The organism is Pseudomonas putida (assembly GCF_009883635.2).
Classification (GTDB): domain Bacteria; phylum Pseudomonadota; class Gammaproteobacteria; order Pseudomonadales; family Pseudomonadaceae; genus Aquipseudomonas; species Aquipseudomonas putida_W.
This window is the reverse complement of the sequence record NZ_CP026115.2, coordinates 2799708-2817258: the sequence shown is the minus strand read 5'-3', so window position 1 is coordinate 2817258 and position 17551 is coordinate 2799708. Positions and strand designations below refer to the sequence as shown.

The window sequence follows — 17551 nt, the reverse complement described above, 5'->3', positions numbered from 1 at the left end:
GTAGACTGCGAAAATTGCCCTTAGCGTTCCATCTGGAGAACGACCGTTGGAAGACCTCAACTCCCTCTATTACTTCACCCAGGTTGTAGAGCACGGTGGCTTCGCCCCGGCCGGGCGGGCGTTGGACATGCCCAAGTCAAAGCTCAGCCGGCGCATCGCCGACCTTGAGGACCGCCTGGGCGTGCGGCTGCTGCACCGCACCAGCCGCCACTGCTCGCTGACCGAGATCGGCCAGGCCTACTACAACCGCTGCCTGGCCATGCGCGTGGAAGCCGAAGGTGCAGCAGAGATCATTGAGCGTAACCGCAGCGAACCACGCGGCCTGGTGCGCATCAGTTGCCCGACCACCCTGCTCAACTCCTGGGTCGGGCCGATGCTCACCCGCTACATGCTCAAGTACCCACAGGTGGAGCTGTTCATCGAAAGCACCAACCGCCGCGTCGACCTGCTGCACGAAGGGTTCGACATTGCGCTGCGTGTGCGCTTTCCGCCGTTGGAAAACACCGACATGGTGATGAAGGTGCTGAGCAACAGCACCCAGTGCCTGGTCGGCCAGCCGCAATACCTGGAACAGCTGCCGAAAGGCTTCGACCCAAAGTTGCTCGGCACGCTGCCAAGCCTGCATTGGGGCAGCGCTCAGCGCGAGTACCAATGGGAGCTGTTCCAGGGCGAGGACAGCAGCCGCAGCATCGTCATCCCGCATACGCCGCGCATGGTGACGGACGACCTGTTCGCCCTGCGTCACTTCGTGGTAGCTGGAGTGGGTATTGCGCACCTGCCACGGGTGGCGGTGCGTGAGGACCTGGCGGCCGGTCGTTTGGTGGAGCTGATACCGGACTGGCACCCGCGGTGCGGCATCGTGCATGCGATATTCCCGTCGCGGCGTGGGTTGCTGCCGTCGGTGCGGGCACTGATCGATCACCTGGCCGAAGAGTTCGCAATCAGCGACATGGCCTGACGCTCTTTGAGCAACAGGTCGACCAGCAGCGCCAGCAGCACTGCTCCGGCCGCCACGGCGAACAGCACCGCATAATGGCCACCGCTGAAAGCGAACAGTGCCGAATAGGCGTAACCGGCAATCGCCTGGAAACTGGCGAACGATACTGTCGCCCTGCTCCAGGTCGCGGTCTGCCGGGCATGGCCGTCGACCAGCTGATGCACCCTGGCCAGAGCCAGCGGCACGATGCCCGGCGGGAACGAACCGATCAACAGCGCGGCAGCACCCAACAGGCGCAGGTCATGGCAGCCCAGCAACACCGCCAAGGCCGCCAGTTGCGCCAGCAGTACCAGGCGAATGCCAGCACGCGGCCCCAGGTGGTCGGCCAACAGCCCGTAAATCACCGGCCCGGCAATTGCCCCCAGGCCATACAGCCCCCAGATCACTGCCCCGGCATGGGTGCCTGCGCCCAAGCCACGGCTGATGTAGTCCACCAGGAACATCATCGGTGCCACGAGTGCCATGGCCATGAGCGCATACTGGCCGAACAGTACGAAGATCGCGGGCGAGGCGACAGGTTGCTGCGCCGCCTCGGCCACCGGCGGATGCGCCTGCTCGCCCGGCCAGCCAGCCCAGCTACTGGCCGTCAGCAGCAGCGACAGCGCGGCCAGCCCCAGCCAGGTCTGCTGCAACCCCTTGCCCAGCAGCCAAGGCACCAGGCTGGCGGCACCGGCGATACCCAGGCCGATGCCGAGGAAGATCGCGCCACTGGCCAGCCCACGGCGCGAAGCCGCGACATGGGGCAGTATCGCGCTGGCCGCCAGCACCATGATCACCCCGCCAGCCACCCCTGAGAGCAGACGCCAGCCGAAGAACCAGCTCACCGACAGCGGCCAGGCACACGCCAGGAACGCCAGGCTGACCAATAGCATCATGCCGCGCAGTACCGATGCACTCGACCAGTACGCCACCAGTGGCCTGCCGACCAGGGCCCCGATCAGATAGCCCGCGAGGTTGGCCGCGCCGAGATAGACCACCGCCGAACTGGCGAACCAATGCGCATCGATCAACGCCGGAACCAGCGGTGTATAGGCAAACCGCGCCAGGCCAATACCGACCAGACTGGCACACAGCCCGGCCCAGATCGGCAGCCAGGGCGCCCGTGGTGTCGAGTGACTCATGATCTTCCCTTGCGCCGGATACGGCGCTTGTTGATGACGATGGGAAAAGCATAAAGTCGTCGAACGCTGAATAAACGCAGCGATTTCTCATCACTACCCTGCATTCATGCATCACCGAGGACCAGCCTTGATGAACTGGGACGATACTCGTGTCTTTCTTGCCCTGTGCCGCGAGCAGACCTTGCGAGCAGCAGCCCGCAGCCTGGGTGTGGATCAGGCGACCGTGGGCCGTCGGCTCGCATCGCTGGAGAGTGCGCTGGCCGCAACCCTGTTCCTGCGCACGTCCAGCGGCTATTCATTGACCAGCGCAGGCGAGGTGGCAATGCGTGCGGCGCTCGAGATGGAAGCCGCCGCTGCCGGTCTGCAGAGGCAGATCCTCGGCATGGATGAGCGCCTGAGCGGCGTGGTGCGGGTCACGACCACCGACTCCTTTGCGCTCGATTTCATCATTCCGGCGGTCGCCCGACTGCGCCTCGATCACCCGGGGATTGAAGTACAACTGCAGGCCTCGACGCAGATGCTCAACCTGAGCCAGCGCGAGGCCGATATCGCGGTGCGTACCCACAAGCCAGACAACCCCGAGCTGGTGGTGCGGCGGCTGGCGCGCTGGCACAGCGGGCTGTTTGCGTCGTGCGAGTATTTGCAGCGGTGCGGCGAACCCTCCCCAGGCAGCGCGTTTGCCGGGCACGAGCTGGTGGTCTACCAGCCATATCTGGACAGCGGCAAGGAGGTGACACTGGCGGGCGAGCCGATTGCTCAAGGCCGGATTGCCATGACCTGCACCTCGGGGTTGATGGTGCGGCGGGCGCTGGCCAGTGGCATCGGCCTGGGTGAACTGCCGGTACCGCTGGGGGAGCGGGATGGCCTGCAGCAGGTCTGGGCGCAGGGCAAGCCTTACGACATCTGGCTGGTGACCCATGAGGACGTGCGGCATACGGCCCGGGTGCGCGTGGTGATCGAGGCGATTGCGCAGGCATTCAAGCCTTAGGTTGCCCGAGCAGGTCGAGCATCCAGCACACGCTTACAAGACCTCTGGCCTATCCTTCCTCCACAGTCCCGGATCATCGCCCCCCGGAGCCCCTATGATCCGCGCCACTCACGGACCAGGCCGCGCCCTGCTCGCCATCTTCGCCCTGTACCCGGCACTCAGCCAGGCCGACGAACCCGGCTGGTCGCTGCTCAGCCGCAACTACTTCCTGCACAGCGACTTCCGCTCGCCCTCCGCCAGCGGCCAGAACTACCGCCAGGAATGGGCCCAGGGTTTCATCGGCGAGGTTCGCTCCGGCTTCACCGAAGGCACGGTCGGTGTCGGCCTCGACGCCCACGGTTTCCTCGGTCTCAAGCTCGACGGCGGTCGTGGCCATGCCGGCACCGGCCTGCTGCCCCGTGACAGCGATGGCCGCGCCGAATCCGATTACTCCAGCGCCGGTGCCGCGCTCAAGCTGCGCCTGGGCAACACCCAGCTGCGCTATGGCGAAATGACCGTGGAAACCCCGGTGTTCGATACCGGCGACAAGCGCCTGCACCCGGAGTACGCCACCGGTTGGTTCGTGGATAACACCGACTTGCCCGACTGGCGACTGCAGGCCGGACGCTTCACGGCCTTCAACAACCAGGACAACAGCTCCACCCACGACGATTTCAGCGGCTACGGCGCCACCACCCGCAACCGCGCCATCAGCCTGGCCGGTGCCACCTTCGCGCCGCACGGGCCGTTCGGCGCTGCGTTGTACACCGGGGAGCTGGAGGACACCTGGCGCCAGGCCTACCTCAACCTGAACCTGGCCGAGGGCAACTGGCGCCTGGACGGCAATCTCTACAAGACCCGCGACACCGGCAACGCCAGCGCCGGAGCGATCGACACCCTCGCCTACAGTCTGCTGACCAAGTACAGCTTCGGCGCTCAGGCCCTGACCCTGGCTTACCAGAAGGTCGAGGGCGACACTCCATTCGACTTCGTCGGTGGCGACTCCATCTATCTGGCCAACTCGATCAAGTACGCCGACTTCAACGGCCCCGGCGAACGCTCGTGGCAACTGCGCTACGACCTTAACTTCGCCACCCTCGGCGTCCCGGGCCTGAGCCTGATGGGCCGCTACGTCAGCGGCCGCGGCATCGACGGCAGTCATGCGCCTGCGGGCGGCGCCTACGTGAACCAGTACGGCCAGGGCGGCAAGCACTGGGAGCGCGATGTCGACCTGAAATACGTGGTGCAGTCGGGCGCCGCCAAAGACCTGAGCCTGTCGTTCTCCCACGTCAGCCACCGCGCCAACCAGGCCCAGGCGGGCGATGACATTGATCGTATCTACCTGATCATCGAATACCCACTCAAAGGCAGCTTCTGACATGAGTACATCCCCTTCAGGTGCCTGGAGCCCGTTGCGCAACACCACCTTCCGCATGCTGTGGATTGCCACCATCGCCTCCAACATCGGCACCTGGATGCATGAGGTAGGCGCCGGCTGGCTGATGACCACGCTGTCGACCAACCCACTGCACGTGGCGCTGATCCAGGTGGCCGGTTCGCTGCCGATGTTCTTCCTCGCCCTGCCGGCCGGCGCGGCGGCAGATATTGTCGACAAGCGCCGCTACTTGCTGCTGGTGCAGCTGTGGATGTCATCGGTGGCCGTGGTGCTGGCGGCCCTGACGCTGCTCGGGCTGATGAATGTCCCCCTGCTGCTGGTGCTGACATTGGCCCTGGGCATCGGCACCGCGTTGATGATGCCGGCCTGGAGCGCACTGACGCCGGAGCTGGTGGGCAAGGAGGACCTGGCCAACGCGGTGGCCATTTCCAGCGTCGGCATCAACGTGTCACGCGCAATCGGCCCCGCGCTGGCAGGCGTAGTGGTGAGCATGGTCGGCCCTTGGCTGACGTTCGCTTTGAATGCCGCGTCCTTCGCCGGGGTGATCCTGGTGCTGTTCCTATGGAAGCGCGAGGTGAAGGAGCCGTTGTTGCCGGCCGAGCGCTTCGTCGGCGCCATGCGCACCGGCCTGCGCTTTGCGCGCAGTGCCAAACCCTTGCAGGCCGTGCTGTTGCGGGCGTTAGCGTTCTTTTTCTGCGCCAGCGCCGGGACCTCGCTGTTGCCGTTGATCGTGCGCGGTGAGATGCACGGCACTGCGGCCGACTTCGGCCTGCTGCTGGCGGCTATCGGCATCGGTGCGGTAGCCGGCGCCACTTTGCTGCCCCGCCTGCGCGAGCGCATCAGCCGCGACCGCCTGGTGATGTTTGCCAGCGTGCTGTATGCCCTGTTCCTGCTGGCCCTGGCGCTGGTACGCAGCTTCTACGTATTGCTGCCGGCGATGCTGCTCAGCGGTGCGGCGTGGATCGCGGTGCTGTCCAACCTGCAGGTGGCGGCGCAAACCTCGGTCCCGGCCTGGGTACGGGCGCGGGCGTTGTCGGTGTACATCCTGGTGTTCTTCGGTGCCATGGCCAGCGGCGGCTTGCTGTGGGGTACGCTGGCCAGTCATGCGTCGATCACCCTGAGCCTGTTGCTGGCAGCCGGCGGCCTGGCGCTGGGTACGTTGCTGACCTGCAAGGTCACCCTGCCGGAAACCGAAGCCGAGGAGCTGACGCCGTCGCTGCACTGGCCGGTACCGCTGCTGAGCGATGACATGGACAAGGAAAGCGGGCCGGTCATGGTGACGGTGGAGTACCACATCGAGCCGACCAAGGCCGAGGCGTTCCAGCAGGCGGCGCGGGAGCTGGAGGCGATGCGCAAGCGCAATGGCGCGTTGTCGTGGGGGTTGATGCGGGACAGTGCAGACCCTGCGCTTTGGCTTGAGTTCTTCTTCGAGGAGTCGTGGCTGGAGCATTTGCGGCATCACCATCGGGTGACCCGGGGTGAGTTGAAGATCGAGGCGCGGGTGCGGATGCTGCAGACCGATGGGGTCGAGGTGAAGATTCGGCATCTGTTGGCCGGGGGGGAGCACAAGGCTCACCATTGATACTGGCCTTTCCGACCTCTTCGCGGGGCAAGCCCGCTCCTACTGGGTCACCTCTACCTTGAGGTTTGCGAGGTACCTGTAGGAGCGGGCTTGTCCCGCGAAGAGGCCAGCACTGAAGGAACAAAAAAGGGGGCCAGTAACTGGCCCCCTTTTCACATCAACTCAGCTTAGAAAGCAAAGCACGAGCAGCCCAAAGCCCCCCAAAAGCCCTGGAAATCGTTGACCGGCACACTCGATTGACGCGCCTTGTCATGGCTGTGCGCATGCACCCCGCACGGCCCCGAGCACTGGTGCACGGCTGCGGCCAGCGATGGCGTGCCCACGCGCCAATGCCCCGGCACCTTGACCACCGGCGACCACTCCGGCAGCACCGGCACCTGCGGCGGGCCGAGCTTGTCGAATTCGCCGGCACCGTACACGACCTTGCCATCGACAATGGTCAGCACCGACTCGATGCCCTTGATCGCTTCTTCATCGACGCTGAAGAAGTCCAGCGACAATGCCGCAAGGTCTGCCAACTGGCCTACCTTGATCTGGCCCTTCTTGCCCTGCTCGCTGGAGAACCAGGCGCTGCCCTGGGTGAACAGCTGCAGTGCGGTGTCGCGGTCCAGGCCTTCCTTGTACAGCTCCATGCCGCCAACGGTCTTGCCGCTGACCAGCCAGTACAGCGAAGTCCACGGGTTGTAGCTGGACACGCGGGTGGCATCGGTACCGGCACCCACCGGCACGCCCATCTCGAGCATGCGCTTGATCGGCGGGGTCTGCTCGGCAGCCTTGGCGCCGTAACGATCGACGAAGTATTCACCCTGGAAGGCCATGCGGTCCTGAATGGCGATGCCGCCGCCCAAGGCACGCACGCGCTCGATGTTCTGCGGGGTGATGGTTTCGGCGTGGTCGAAGAACCACGGCAGGCCGTTGAACGGAATGTCGCGGTTGACCTTCTCGAACACGTCGAGCATGCGCGTGATCGATTCGTTGTAGGTGGCGTGCAGGCGGAATGGCCAGCGTTGCTCGACCAGGTGGCGCACCACGGGCTCCAGCTCTTCTTCCATGGTCTGCGGCAGGTCCGGGCGCGGCTCGAGGAAGTCTTCGAAGTCGGCGGCGGAGAACACCAGCATCTCGCCCGCACCGTTGTGGCGCAGGAAGTCGGTGCCGCTGTGCAACTTGACGCTGGAGGTCCATTTGCGGAAGTCGTCCAGCTCTTCCTTCGGCTTCTGGGTGAACAGGTTGTAGGCAATGCGCACGGTCAGCTGGTTGTTGTCGGCCAGCTCCTGGATCACCGAGTAGTCATCGGGGAAGTTCTGGTAGCCGCCGCCGGCATCGATGGCACTGGTCAGGCCCAGGCGGTTCAGCTCGCGCATGAACTGGCGGGTGGAGTTGACCTGATATTCCAGTGGCAGCTTCGGCCCCTTGGCCAAGGTGGCGTAGAGGATCATCGCGTTGGGGCGGGCGATCAGCATGCCGGTCGGGTTGCCGAACTTGTCGCGCTGGATCTCGCCACCCGGCGGGTTCGGGGTGGTCTTGTCGTAGCCGACGGCCTTGAGCGCAGCGCGGTTGAGCAGTGCGCGGTCGTACAGGTGCAGCAGGAACACCGGGGTGTCCGGCGCGGCCTGGTTGATTTCTTCCAGGGTCGGCATGCGTTTTTCAGCGAACTGGAATTCGTTCCAGCCACCGACCACGCGCACCCACTGTGGCGTCGGCGTGCGTGCGGCCTGGTCCTTGAGCATGCGCAGGGCATCGGCCACCGACGGTACGCCTTCCCAGCGAAGTTCCAGGTTGTAGTTCAGGCCACCACGGATCAGGTGCAGGTGCGAGTCGTTCAGGCCAGGGATCACCGTGCGCTGCTTGAGGTCGACGATCTGCGTAGTGGTGCCCTTGTGGGCCATGGCCTCGGCGTCGTTGCCCACGGCGATGAAGCGGCCGTCCTTGATGGCGACGGCAGTGGCGGTGGGCTTTTCGCGGTCAACGGTGTGCAATTTGCCGTTGAACAGAATCAGGTCGGCGGTCATGGAGCCTCCTTGGGTGGATGCGTGGGCGGAACCGGCTTGGCCGGTGAAGGGCAGTGCGGACCAGAGGGCGCCGGCGGCACCTAGCACGGTGCTGGTGGCGAGGAACTGGCGACGGGTCTTGTCGTTGCGGTCCTGGGGCATGGGCTTCTCCATCTGGGTGCGGCGGCGGCAGGCGCAACTGCAGAGCATGCAGGTGGGTGCAAGGCCAGGGATTGCACGGATGTGCGGTGGGTCGTAGAAGGTTAGCCCTGTTCAAGATTTGTGCTGGCTGGGCAGGCCTCTTCGCGGGGCAAGCCCGCTCCTACAGGAGCGGGTTTACCCGCGAATGCCTCCCTCGATTACCGCTGGAGGAACGCCAGCAAGTCTTCATTGAGCTGCTGCGCATGAGTCACGGCAAACCCGTGCGGCGCGCCGGCATACACCTTCAGCTTCGCCCCGCGAATCAGCTCCGCCGCCTGCTTGCCGGTGGTTTCGAACGGCACGATCTGGTCGTCGTCACCATGGATCACCAGGGTCGGCACATCGATCCTGGCCATGTCCGGGCGGAAGTCGGTCTCCGAGAACGCAGTCACGCAATCGAGGGTGCCCTTGATCGACGCCATCAGCGCAATGTTCAGGGTCTGGGTCTGCACGCCTTGAGACACCTGCTGCCCATGGTTCAGGCCATAGAACGGTGTGGCGAAATCAGCGATGAACTGCGCCCGGTCGGCACGCAGGCCGGCGCAGATACCTTCGAATACCGACAGGTCGACACCTTCAGGGTTGTCTTCACGCTTGCCGAACACCGGTGTCACCGCACCCAGCAGCACCAAGCCGGCCACCCGCTCGCTACCGTGGCGAGCGATGTAGCGGCTGACATCGCCGCCGCCCATCGAGAAACCCACCAAAGTCACGTCACGCAGGTCGAGGTGTTCGATCAGCTGGGCGATGTCGTCGGCGAAGGTGTCGTAGTCGTAGCCGGTCCATGGCTGGCTCGAACGGCCGAAGCCTCGACGGTCGAAGGCAATGGCGCGGTAGCCGCGGCTGGCCAGGAACTCCATCTGCGAGTCCCACATGTCGGCGTCCAGCGGCCAGCCGTGGCTGAACAGCACCGGTTTTCCGCTGCCCCAGTCCTTGTAATAGATCGAAGTGCCGTCGCGGGTAACAAGCGTGGTCATGTCGGTATCTCCTTGAAAGTCTGAAGGTGAAGGCGTGGCTCAGCCGCGCAGCCAGTTGGCGCAGCGGCGGGTTACCCAAGGCATGATGTAGAACACCACGGGCAGGATGACGAACAGGTTGACGATGAGGTTTCCGCTGATCGGGCCGCCCAGCTGCGGGAAGCGCGTGAACAACGGCGCCAGCAACTGCGGGATGACCATGGTCATCGGGCAGATCACCAGGTAGGTCAGCAGTGCCTGCTTCCAGCGTGGCGGTTGTTTTGCCGTGGTGCCCGCCGGGCTATCGAGGACCTGGTGTTGCAGGCATACGGTGACCACTTCGCGGTTGTCTTGGAGTGCGGTGTTCATCGGCGTTCCTTGGGATGAGCTTGCCCGCATCCACTGTGCAACGGCGGACGGGCGGAGGATTGAATGGGTGTGCTGCCCTCGCCGGGCACCGGCTGGCGGTGCCCGGGGGCGCGGTGTTACTTGCTGGCGTTGAAGGCGTTGTAGCTGGTCATCAGGTTGCGGTAGTCCGGGATGTGGTTGGAGCACAGCGCGGCCAGGCCTTCGATGTCGTTGCGCCAGTCGCGGTGCAGCTCACAGGCCACGCCGAACCAGGTCATCATTTGCGCGCCGGCCTGGCTCATGCGGTCGTGGGCGGCGTCGCGGGTCATGGCGTTGAAGGTACCGGAGGCATCGGCTACCACGAACACTTCAAACTCTTCTTCCAGGGCCGACAGCGCCGGGAAGGCAACGCAGACTTCAGTCACCACGCCGGCGATGATCAGCTGCTTCTTGCCGGTGGCCTTCACCGCCTTGACGAAGTCTTCGTTGTCCCAGGCGTTGATCTGGCCTGGGCGGGCGATGTACGGGGCGTCCGGGAACAGCGCTTTCAACTCTGGCATCAGCGGGCCGTTGGGGCCTTGCTCGAAGCTGGTGGTGAGGATGGTCGGCAGGTTGAAGAACTTGGCCAGGTCGGCCAGCGCCAGAACATTGTTCTTGAACGCGTCCGGCTCGATGTCGCGAACCAGGGACAGCAGGCCAGCCTGGTGGTCGACCAGCAGAACTGCGGCGTCGTCTTTGTTCAGGCGGTTGTATTTGAAGTTGGTCATTTGAATAGCTCCTAAGGGGTTTTGATTTTCAGTAAGTAGGGTGTTTCGCGTTGATGGGAGAAGATTAAAACCAACACCTTTGGAGCGGTAGATAGTGGTTTTTGGCTTTAGCGTTCCATTTTAGGAACGATCTGTTGGCAGTTGTTTTGCTGGCCTCATTGCTTGCCCGACCAAGCTGCTCTATTACTACGCACAGCCCTCCCCTCACCCCCGAGACCTCCATGCTGGCGTTCATCCAGTCGTCCCCGTTGTTGCTCGGTACCGCCCTGATCCTGCTCGACCTCGTGCTCTGGCAGTTGATCCCGATCCAGCGCCGGGCGTGGCGCATCGGCACGCGGCTGGCGATCTTCCTGCTGTTCAGCGCGGTGCTGGTGGCCGCCGGAATGAGCCCGCTGCAACCGCCGCCGTGGCCCGACGATGTAGCGCGCAACCTGATTGCCACGGTATTGGCCATCGGCTGGTGGCTGTTCGGCGCGCGCACGGTGACGGTAGTGTTCGGCCTGCTGCTGGTGGCCCGTGGCAGCCACGGTGGCCGCCTGCTGCAGGATGTGCTGGGGGCGCTGATCTTCCTCGTGGCCGTGGTCGCTGCGGCGGGTTATGTTCTGCAACTGCCGGTGAAGGGCCTGCTGGCCACCTCCGGGGTGATGGCCATCGTCATCGGCCTGGCGCTGCAGAGCACCTTGGCCGACGTGTTCAGCGGCATCGTGCTGAACACCACGCGGCCCTATCAGATTGGCGATTCGATCTCCATCGACGGCACCGAGGGCAAGGTGCTGGACATCGACTGGCGCGCCACGCGCCTGCTCACCGGCAGTGGCAGCCTGGCGGTAATCCCCAATTCGGTGGCGGCCAAGGCGCGGCTGCTCAACCACAGCCGCCCGGCCGATGTGAACGGGGTGTCGATCAGCGTGGTGGTGCCGGCCAAGGTACGCCCCAAGCGGGTTTTCGATGCCCTGGAGAAAGCCCTGCAAGGCACCAGCGCGATCCTCCCCTCACCCAAGCCCAAGGTCTCGGTGAAAGCCTCGACGCTGGAATCGGTGGAGTACGAGGCCAGTGGCTTTATCGCTGACATGGGCGGCAAGACCGAGGCCCGCAATCAGCTGTTCGACCTGGCGCACCGCCATCTGGAAGCCAGCGGGGTGATGTGGAACGTCGACCTGGCCATGCCACCGCGCAGCCGTCAGCGCGAAGTGCTGGACGAGGTGCGGGTGTTCCGCTCGCTGAGTGGTGAAGAGCGGGATGCCTTGAGCCAGCGCATGACGGCGGTGGAGTACCTGGCCGACCAGGTGATCCTGGAGGTGGGTGAGCAATCCGAGCATTTGCTGGTGATTGGCAGCGGCGTGGTGTCGGCCTCGGTGCGCGATGGCGACAAGCTGCTGGAGGCCGGGCGCATGGGGCCGGGCGAGGTACTGGGGATCGAGGGGATCATCGATGAAGATAACTCGTTTGCCGAGTTCCGTACCCTGACCAGCTGCGTGCTGTACCGCATCGACAAGGCGCAGGTGAAGAGCTGCCTGGTGCAGCGTGGAGAGGTGCAGATGGCGCTGACCAAGTTGCAGCGCTTTCGGCGGCAGAGCCGGGAGTCGCTGTTGCTGCAGAAGCCGGTTTCGATCAAGAAAGGCGGCTTTCTCAGCTGGTTGCACAAGTAAGCCTGTGCCGGCCTCTTCGCGGCAGTTCGACGTGAAGAGGCCAGTGGTTACAGCACGACTCTCAGGCATTGCCCCGCGTGGTACAGCGAGAACCCGGATTCATAGAACGCGGTCCGCAATGACGGCGCACTCACCCCGCTCATCGGCGAGAACGGAATCGGCAGGCTGTCCGCCTCGTCCTTCAACAGGAACTCGGCAAACGCCCGGCCAATCACGGTCCCGGTGGTGTTGCCACGGCCGTTATAGCCCGTCACTGCCACCAGCCCCGGCGCCGGCTCGAACAGCCGCATCAGGTGATCCGGGGTGAAGTCGATACAGCCGGTCCAATGCATTTCCCACTCGACCTTGCCCAGCTCCGGGTAGTAATGGCTCTGGATCCGGTCGGCCCAGCTGCGCACGAACCAGGCCGGCTTGTTGTCGACCCGGCCAAGGCTGCCCAGCAGCAAACGGCCCTGGTCGTCGCGGCGGATGCTGCTGAGCACGGTGCGGGTGTCCCACGAACCCTGGCCGTGCGGCAGCACCTTGTCGGCTGCCGCGCCGTGCAGCGGCTTGGACGCCACCTGGTAGTAGTAGCCCCGGAAGAACTGCTTCTGCAGGTTGCTCCAGTCGCCTTCGGTGTAGGCACCAGTGGAAATCACCACTTTCTCGGCGCGTACCGAACCACGCGCGGTCTTCACCCGCCAGGCATCGCCATCGCGCTCAAGGCCTTCGACCGACGACTGCTGGAACAGCTTGCCGCCCAGGCGCGCCACGGCGGCAGCCAGGCCCTGGGTGTAGCCCATCGGGTTGATGGTGCCGGCGCGGCGGTCGAGCAGCGCGGCGGAAATCTTGTCGGTACCGCAGTATTCCTGGCATTGGGCGCCGGTCAGCAGCTCGACGTCGGCACCGCGGCGGCGCCACTGCTCGTGGCGAGCCTCGAGGTCGGCAATGCCGGTGGCGTTGTGCGCCATGTGCAGCGTGCCTTTGTGCTGGGCCTGGCAGTCGATGCCGAGGCGCTCGATCATGGCAAACACTTCAGCCGGGGCTTCACCCAGCACCTTGTTCAGGCGGCTGCCCTGCTTCTGGCCGAGGGTTACCTCGACGTCATCGGGGCGGATCCAGGTGCCGGCGTTGACCAGGCCGACGTTGCGCCCGGAGCCGCCGTGGCCGATCTTCCAGGCCTCCAGCAGGATCACCGACTTGCCCTGTTCGAGCAGGTGGATGGCCGCCGACAGGCCGGTGATGCCACCGCCGATCACGCAAACATCGGCCTTGTGTTCCCCGGCCAGGGCCTGGCTGACGACGCTCGGTTGGCTGACGTGTTCCCACAAGCATTGTTGACGCAGTTCGGACATGGCCCAGCTCCAGCGATATTGTTCTTGTTGCGGTTGGGGCGGCGTTGCCGCCCATTCGCGGGACAAGCCCGCTCCTACAGCGATCGCGCAGGCGCCAGAGATCCCTGTAGGAGCGGGCTTGTCCCGCGAATGGGCGGCAACGCCGCCTCAAACCATCAGTCGAACACGATACCCTGCGCCAGCGGCAGCTCGCGCGAGTAGTTCACGGTATTGGTCTGGCGACGCATGTAGCCTTTCCAGGCATCGGAACCCGACTCACGGCCACCGCCAGTCTCCTTCTCGCCACCGAACGCACCGCCGATCTCGGCGCCGCTGGTGCCGATGTTGACGTTGGCGATGCCGCAGTCGCTGCCCGACGCACTCTGGAAGCGCTCGGCTTCGCGAATGTCGGTGGTGAAGATGCACGACGACAGGCCTTGTGGAACTTCGTTGTTCAGGCGCAGGGCCTCTTCGAAGTCGTCGTAGGCCAGCACGTAGAGGATCGGCGCGAAGGTTTCGTGGCGCACCACGTCGCTCTGGGCCGGCATTTCAGCGATGGCAGGCGACACGTAGTAGGCGTTCGGATACTGATCGGCCAGCTGACGCTCGCCGCCGAACACCTGACCACCCTCGTCACGGGCCTTGGCCAGCGCACCCTGCATGGCGTCGAAGGACTGCTTGTCGATCAGCGGGCCGACCAGGTTGTCCTTGCGTGGGTCGCCGATCCGCACTTTGCCGTAGGCGGCTTTGACGCGGGCAACCACTTCATCCTTGATCGAGCGGTGCACGATCAGGCGACGCAGGGTGGTGCAGCGCTGGCCGGCGGTACCGACAGCAGAGAACAGAATGCCGCGCACGGCCAGGTCGAGGTCGGCGCTCGGGGCCAGGATCATGGCGTTGTTGCCACCCAGCTCGAGGATGCTGCGACCGAAGCGGGCGGCAACACGTGGGCCCACTTCACGGCCCATGCGGGTGCTGCCGGTGGCGCTGACCAGCGGCACGCGCGGGTCGTCGACCATGGCTTCGCCAGCTTCACGGCCGCCGATCACCAGTTGTGCCAGGCCAGCCGGGGCATCACCAAAGGCTTTCAGGGCTTTTTCGAACAGCGCCTGGCAAGCCAGGGCGGTCAGCGGGGTCTTCTCGGACGGTTTCCACACCACCGAGTTACCGGCCACCAGGGCCAGCGCGGTGTTCCAGGCCCATACCGCAACCGGGAAGTTGAAGGCGCTGATCACGCCGACCACGCCCAGCGGGTGCCAGGTTTCACGCATGTGGTGGCCTGGGCGCTCGGAGGCGATGGTCAGGCCGTACAGCTGGCGCGACAGGCCGACGGCGAAGTCGCAGATGTCGATCATTTCCTGCACTTCGCCCAGGCCTTCCTGGGTGATCTTGCCGGCTTCGATCGAGACCAGCTCGCCGAGATCGGCCTTGTGCTCACGCAGCACTTCGCCGAACAGGCGCACCAGCTCGCCACGGCGCGGGGCCGGCACGCTGCGCCAGGCTTCGAAGGCGCTCTGGGCCTGATCGATGCGGGCGATGGTCTCGGCCTTGCCGAGCAATTTCACCTTGGCGATCTGGCTGCCGTCGATCGGCGTGTGAACAGGGTAGTCGCCCTGGGTGTAAGCCTCGGCGGCAACGCCAAGGCGCTCGAGCAATCCAGCAACCATTGTGCTTCTCCTACATCGGGTGATGGGGTGGAAAAATGATGTGGATCAGTATTAATCCGATCACACCGGTGCAACAAACGACCTTTATTCCGCATATCATTCCGTCAGGTAATGATTAGAGCCACAGAGACCGCTATGTCCAAACGCCTGGTGCCCTCCATGACCGCCCTGCAGTGCTTCGAAGCTGCAGCCCGTCACCTGAGCTTTACCCGTGCCGCCGAAGAGCTGCACCTGACCCAGAGCGCAGTCAGCAAGCAGGTGGCGCAGCTTGAAGAGATGCTGCGCCACCATCTGTTCCTGCGTATCCGCCGGCGCCTGCAACTCACGCCCGCTGGCAGCCTGTACCTGGCCGAGGTCAACAAGATCCTCACCCAGGTCGACATGTCGAGCCGCTACGTGCTCACCTACGGCGAGCAGACCGAGATATTGAAAGTAGCCACTCAACCGAGTTTTGGCGTGCGCTGGCTGATCCCGCACCTCAAGGGCTTTGGCAAGCGGCACGCGAACATCCACCTCGACATCCGCAATGAGATGGAGCCGTTTGCCCTGCTGCAGGGCTCGGCGGATGTGGTGTTCTTCTACGGCCAGGGCACCTGGCCGGGGGCTACCTGCGTGGAGCTGTTCGGCGAAGAGGTGGTGCCGGTGTGTGCGCCGGAGTTGCTGGCCGGGCGTGAGCTGGCGGATGCGGGTGAGTTGGCGGACCTGGTGCTGCTGCAGAGCACGTCGCGGCCGGAAGCCTGGCATGAGTGGTTCCTGGAACTGGGGTTGCACAGCGTCAGCGCCTACCATGGGCCGCGCTTCGATACGTTCTACATGGCGTTGAGTGCGGCGCAGGCCGGGTGTGGGGTGGCGTTAGTGCCGCGGTACCTGGTTGCCAAGGAGCTGTCAGGGGGGAGCCTGGTCATTCCGTGGAATCATGCGATGCGCAGTGCCGGCAAGCATTACCTGGCCTATGCCGAGCATGCAGCTGAAGTGCCGAAGGTGCGGGCATTGGTGGAATGGATTCGCGAGCAGCTCCAGGCTTGAGGGCTTGCCCCGCGAAAGGACCCGCGAGGTCGATCATAAATGGAATGACTGACTCACTTTTTTTCGCTTGTGAGCCAAGTGCATTCCCAGCTTTCATGTAAGTGTCCGAACCTAACCAGGAAGCTAGCGATGCCCGCCCACGATTTCGTCAGCCCCGACAGCATCCGCGCGCAGTTCTCTGCCGCCATGTCGCTCATGTACAAACAGGAAGTGCCGCTGTACGGCACGCTGCTGGAGCTGGTGAGCGAAATCAACCAGCAGGTCATGGCCGAGCAGCCCAAGGTGGCCGAAGCCCTGCGCTGGACCGGCGAGATCGAACGCCTGGACCAGGAGCGCCATGGCGCCATCCGCGTCGGCACGGCCGAAGAGCTGGCCACCATCGCCCGCCTGTTCGCGGTGATGGGCATGGCGCCGGTCGGCTATTACGACCTCAGCTCCGCTGGCGTGCCGGTGCATTCCACCGCGTTCCGCGCCGTGCACGAGCAGTCGCTGCACGTCAGCCCGTTCCGCGTGTTCACCTCGCTGCTGCGCCTGGAGCTGATCGACAACCTGCCACTGCGCGAGCTGGCCCAGGGCATCCTCGCCAAGCGCAAGATCTTCACCGCTCGCGCACTCGAACTGATTGCCCAGTCCGAGCACGATGGCGGCCTGAACGCCGGTGATGCCGACGAGTTCGTCCGCGAAGCCTTGCACACCTTCCGCTGGCACCAGGACGCCACGGTCACTGCCGAGCAGTACCAGCAGCTGCACGACCAGCACCGCCTGATCGCCGACGTGGTGGCCTTCAAAGGCCCGCACATCAACCACCTGACCCCGCGCACCCTGGATATCGACGCGATCCAGGTCGGCATGCCGGCCAAGGGCATCCCGCCGAAAGCCGTGGTCGAAGGCCCACCAACCCGCCGCCACCCGATCCTGCTGCGCCAGACCAGCTTCAAGGCGCTGCAGGAGAAGGTTGCGTTCAGCGATCACCTGGGCAGCCACACTGCCCGTTTCGGCGAGATCGAACAGCGCGGCGCGGCGCTGACGCCGAAAGGCCGCCAGCTCTACGACAAGCTGCTCGACGCCACCCGCGCCGCCTTGGGTGGCGCGCCAGCCGAGGCCAATGCCGAGCGCTACAGGGCGCTGCTGCAGGAAAGCTTCGCTGCATTCCCGGATGACCTGGCGCAGATGCGGGAGCAGGGGTTGGCGTACTTCCGCTATTTCGCCACTGAGAAAGGTATGGCGCAGCGCGACCAGCAGGATCGCCCAACCACGCTGGAAGGCCTGATCGCGGCCGGCCATGTGCACTTCGAGGCACTGGTGTACGAGGACTTCCTGCCGGTGAGTGCGGCGGGGATCTTCCAGTCGAACCTGGGGGATGAGGGCCAGGCCGAGTATGGCAGCAATGCCAACCGTGAGGCTTTCGAGGCGGCGCTGGGGCTGCAGGTGCAGGATGAGCTGGCGCTGTATGCGCAGAGCGAGCGGAGGTCTTTGCAGGCTTGTGCCCAGGCGCTGAACCTGGGTTCGATGTAAGGCTCAGGATTGCCGGGGGCGCTTTGCGCCCCATTCGCGGGACAAGCCCGCTCCTACA

Annotated in this window: 14 protein-coding genes; 7 read left to right on the top strand and 7 right to left on the bottom strand. The window is 64.7% G+C overall.

Annotation, left to right across the window (positions count from 1 at the left end; translation table 11 throughout):
- Window positions 1-46: 46 nt before the first annotated feature.
- Complete coding sequence (locus C2H86_RS12720) at window positions 47-958, top strand: LysR substrate-binding domain-containing protein (RefSeq protein WP_159412789.1); 912 nt, start codon at window positions 47-49, stop codon at window positions 956-958.
- Here C2H86_RS12720 and C2H86_RS12715 read toward each other — a convergent pair.
- Window positions 919-2118 (bottom strand): YbfB/YjiJ family MFS transporter, encoded by a 1200-nt coding sequence (locus C2H86_RS12715; protein ID WP_159412788.1) that lies wholly within the window; start codon window positions 2116-2118, stop codon window positions 919-921. The genes C2H86_RS12720 and C2H86_RS12715 overlap by 40 nt on opposite strands.
- Before the next feature lie 130 nt (window positions 2119-2248).
- On the opposite strand from C2H86_RS12715, the gene C2H86_RS12710 reads away from it, so the two are divergent.
- The 3 genes from C2H86_RS12710 (at window position 2249) to C2H86_RS12700 (ending at window position 6063) form a co-directional block, all read left to right on the top strand.
- Window positions 2249-3106 (top strand): LysR family transcriptional regulator, encoded by an 858-nt coding sequence (locus C2H86_RS12710; RefSeq protein WP_159412787.1) that lies wholly within the window; start codon window positions 2249-2251, stop codon window positions 3104-3106.
- Between the two features lie 94 nt (window positions 3107-3200).
- Window positions 3201-4463, top strand: coding sequence for an OprD family porin (locus C2H86_RS12705; protein ID WP_159412786.1), 1263 nt, complete (start codon window positions 3201-3203; stop codon window positions 4461-4463).
- Window position 4464: 1 nt separating this feature from the next.
- A complete protein-coding gene (locus C2H86_RS12700) occupies window positions 4465-6063 on the top strand; it encodes an MFS transporter (protein WP_159412785.1) in 1599 nt (532 codons plus the stop codon).
- Window positions 6064-6230: 167 nt separating this feature from the next.
- On the opposite strand, the gene C2H86_RS12695 is transcribed toward C2H86_RS12700, so the two are convergent.
- The 4 genes from C2H86_RS12695 to ycaC form a co-directional block, all read right to left on the bottom strand.
- On the bottom strand, window positions 6231-8072 hold the full coding sequence (locus C2H86_RS12695; RefSeq protein WP_163986020.1) for an amidohydrolase: 1842 nt from the start codon (window positions 8070-8072) through the stop codon (window positions 6231-6233).
- Window positions 8073-8410: 338 nt separating this feature from the next.
- The gene (locus tag C2H86_RS12690) at window positions 8411-9229 is read right to left on the bottom strand and encodes an alpha/beta fold hydrolase (protein WP_159412783.1); all 819 of its coding nucleotides are present in this window, start codon (window positions 9227-9229) and stop codon (window positions 8411-8413) included.
- Between the two features lie 39 nt (window positions 9230-9268).
- The gene (locus C2H86_RS12685; RefSeq protein WP_159412782.1) at window positions 9269-9577 is read right to left on the bottom strand and encodes a hypothetical protein; all 309 of its coding nucleotides are present in this window, start codon (window positions 9575-9577) and stop codon (window positions 9269-9271) included.
- Window positions 9578-9693: 116 nt separating this feature from the next.
- Complete coding sequence (ycaC, locus tag C2H86_RS12680) at window positions 9694-10323, bottom strand: isochorismate family cysteine hydrolase YcaC (RefSeq protein WP_159412781.1); 630 nt, start codon at window positions 10321-10323, stop codon at window positions 9694-9696.
- A gap of 221 nt (window positions 10324-10544) precedes the next feature.
- Here ycaC and C2H86_RS12675 point away from each other — a divergent pair, with 221 nt between their 5' ends.
- Entirely contained in the window at window positions 10545-11972 is a 1428-nt protein-coding gene (locus tag C2H86_RS12675; RefSeq protein ID WP_159412780.1) for a mechanosensitive ion channel family protein, read from the top strand.
- A 47-nt stretch (window positions 11973-12019) separates the two neighbouring features.
- On the opposite strand, the gene amaA is transcribed toward C2H86_RS12675, so the two are convergent.
- Both amaA and amaB read right to left on the bottom strand, forming a co-directional pair.
- Window positions 12020-13306, bottom strand: coding sequence for an L-pipecolate oxidase (gene amaA / locus C2H86_RS12670; protein ID WP_159412779.1), 1287 nt, complete (start codon window positions 13304-13306; stop codon window positions 12020-12022).
- A gap of 155 nt (window positions 13307-13461) precedes the next feature.
- Window positions 13462-14952 carry an L-piperidine-6-carboxylate dehydrogenase gene (gene amaB / locus C2H86_RS12665; RefSeq protein WP_159412778.1) on the bottom strand — a complete coding sequence of 497 codons (1491 nt, stop codon included), beginning with the start codon at window positions 14950-14952 and terminating at the stop codon, window positions 13462-13464.
- Between the two features lie 135 nt (window positions 14953-15087).
- Between amaB and C2H86_RS12660 the strand changes: the two genes are divergently transcribed.
- Both C2H86_RS12660 and hglS read left to right on the top strand, forming a co-directional pair.
- Window positions 15088-15978 (top strand): LysR family transcriptional regulator, encoded by an 891-nt coding sequence (locus C2H86_RS12660; RefSeq protein ID WP_159412777.1) that lies wholly within the window; start codon window positions 15088-15090, stop codon window positions 15976-15978.
- Between the two features lie 129 nt (window positions 15979-16107).
- Window positions 16108-17493 carry a 2-oxoadipate dioxygenase/decarboxylase HglS gene (gene hglS / locus C2H86_RS12655; RefSeq protein WP_159412776.1) on the top strand — a complete coding sequence of 462 codons (1386 nt, stop codon included), beginning with the start codon at window positions 16108-16110 and terminating at the stop codon, window positions 17491-17493.
- Window positions 17494-17551 lie beyond the last annotated feature (58 nt).

Coding starts and splice junctions, on each gene's coding strand:
- C2H86_RS12715 (WP_159412788.1), bottom strand. CDS start 2,118: ATGAGTCACTCGACACCACGGGCGCCCTGGCTGCCGATCTGGGCCGGG.
- C2H86_RS12705 (WP_159412786.1), top strand. CDS start 3,201: ATGATCCGCGCCACTCACGGACCAGGCCGCGCCCTGCTCGCCATCTTC.
- hglS (WP_159412776.1), top strand. CDS start 16,108: ATGCCCGCCCACGATTTCGTCAGCCCCGACAGCATCCGCGCGCAGTTC.
- C2H86_RS12690 (WP_159412783.1), bottom strand. CDS start 9,229: ATGACCACGCTTGTTACCCGCGACGGCACTTCGATCTATTACAAGGAC.
- amaA (WP_159412779.1), bottom strand. CDS start 13,306: ATGTCCGAACTGCGTCAACAATGCTTGTGGGAACACGTCAGCCAACCG.
- C2H86_RS12675 (WP_159412780.1), top strand. CDS start 10,545: ATGCTGGCGTTCATCCAGTCGTCCCCGTTGTTGCTCGGTACCGCCCTG.
- C2H86_RS12660 (WP_159412777.1), top strand. CDS start 15,088: ATGTCCAAACGCCTGGTGCCCTCCATGACCGCCCTGCAGTGCTTCGAA.
- amaB (WP_159412778.1), bottom strand. CDS start 14,952: ATGGTTGCTGGATTGCTCGAGCGCCTTGGCGTTGCCGCCGAGGCTTAC.
- ycaC (WP_159412781.1), bottom strand. CDS start 10,323: ATGACCAACTTCAAATACAACCGCCTGAACAAAGACGACGCCGCAGTT.
- C2H86_RS12695 (WP_163986020.1), bottom strand. CDS start 8,072: ATGACCGCCGACCTGATTCTGTTCAACGGCAAATTGCACACCGTTGAC.
- C2H86_RS12710 (WP_159412787.1), top strand. CDS start 2,249: ATGAACTGGGACGATACTCGTGTCTTTCTTGCCCTGTGCCGCGAGCAG.
- C2H86_RS12700 (WP_159412785.1), top strand. CDS start 4,465: ATGAGTACATCCCCTTCAGGTGCCTGGAGCCCGTTGCGCAACACCACC.
- C2H86_RS12685 (WP_159412782.1), bottom strand. CDS start 9,577: ATGAACACCGCACTCCAAGACAACCGCGAAGTGGTCACCGTATGCCTG.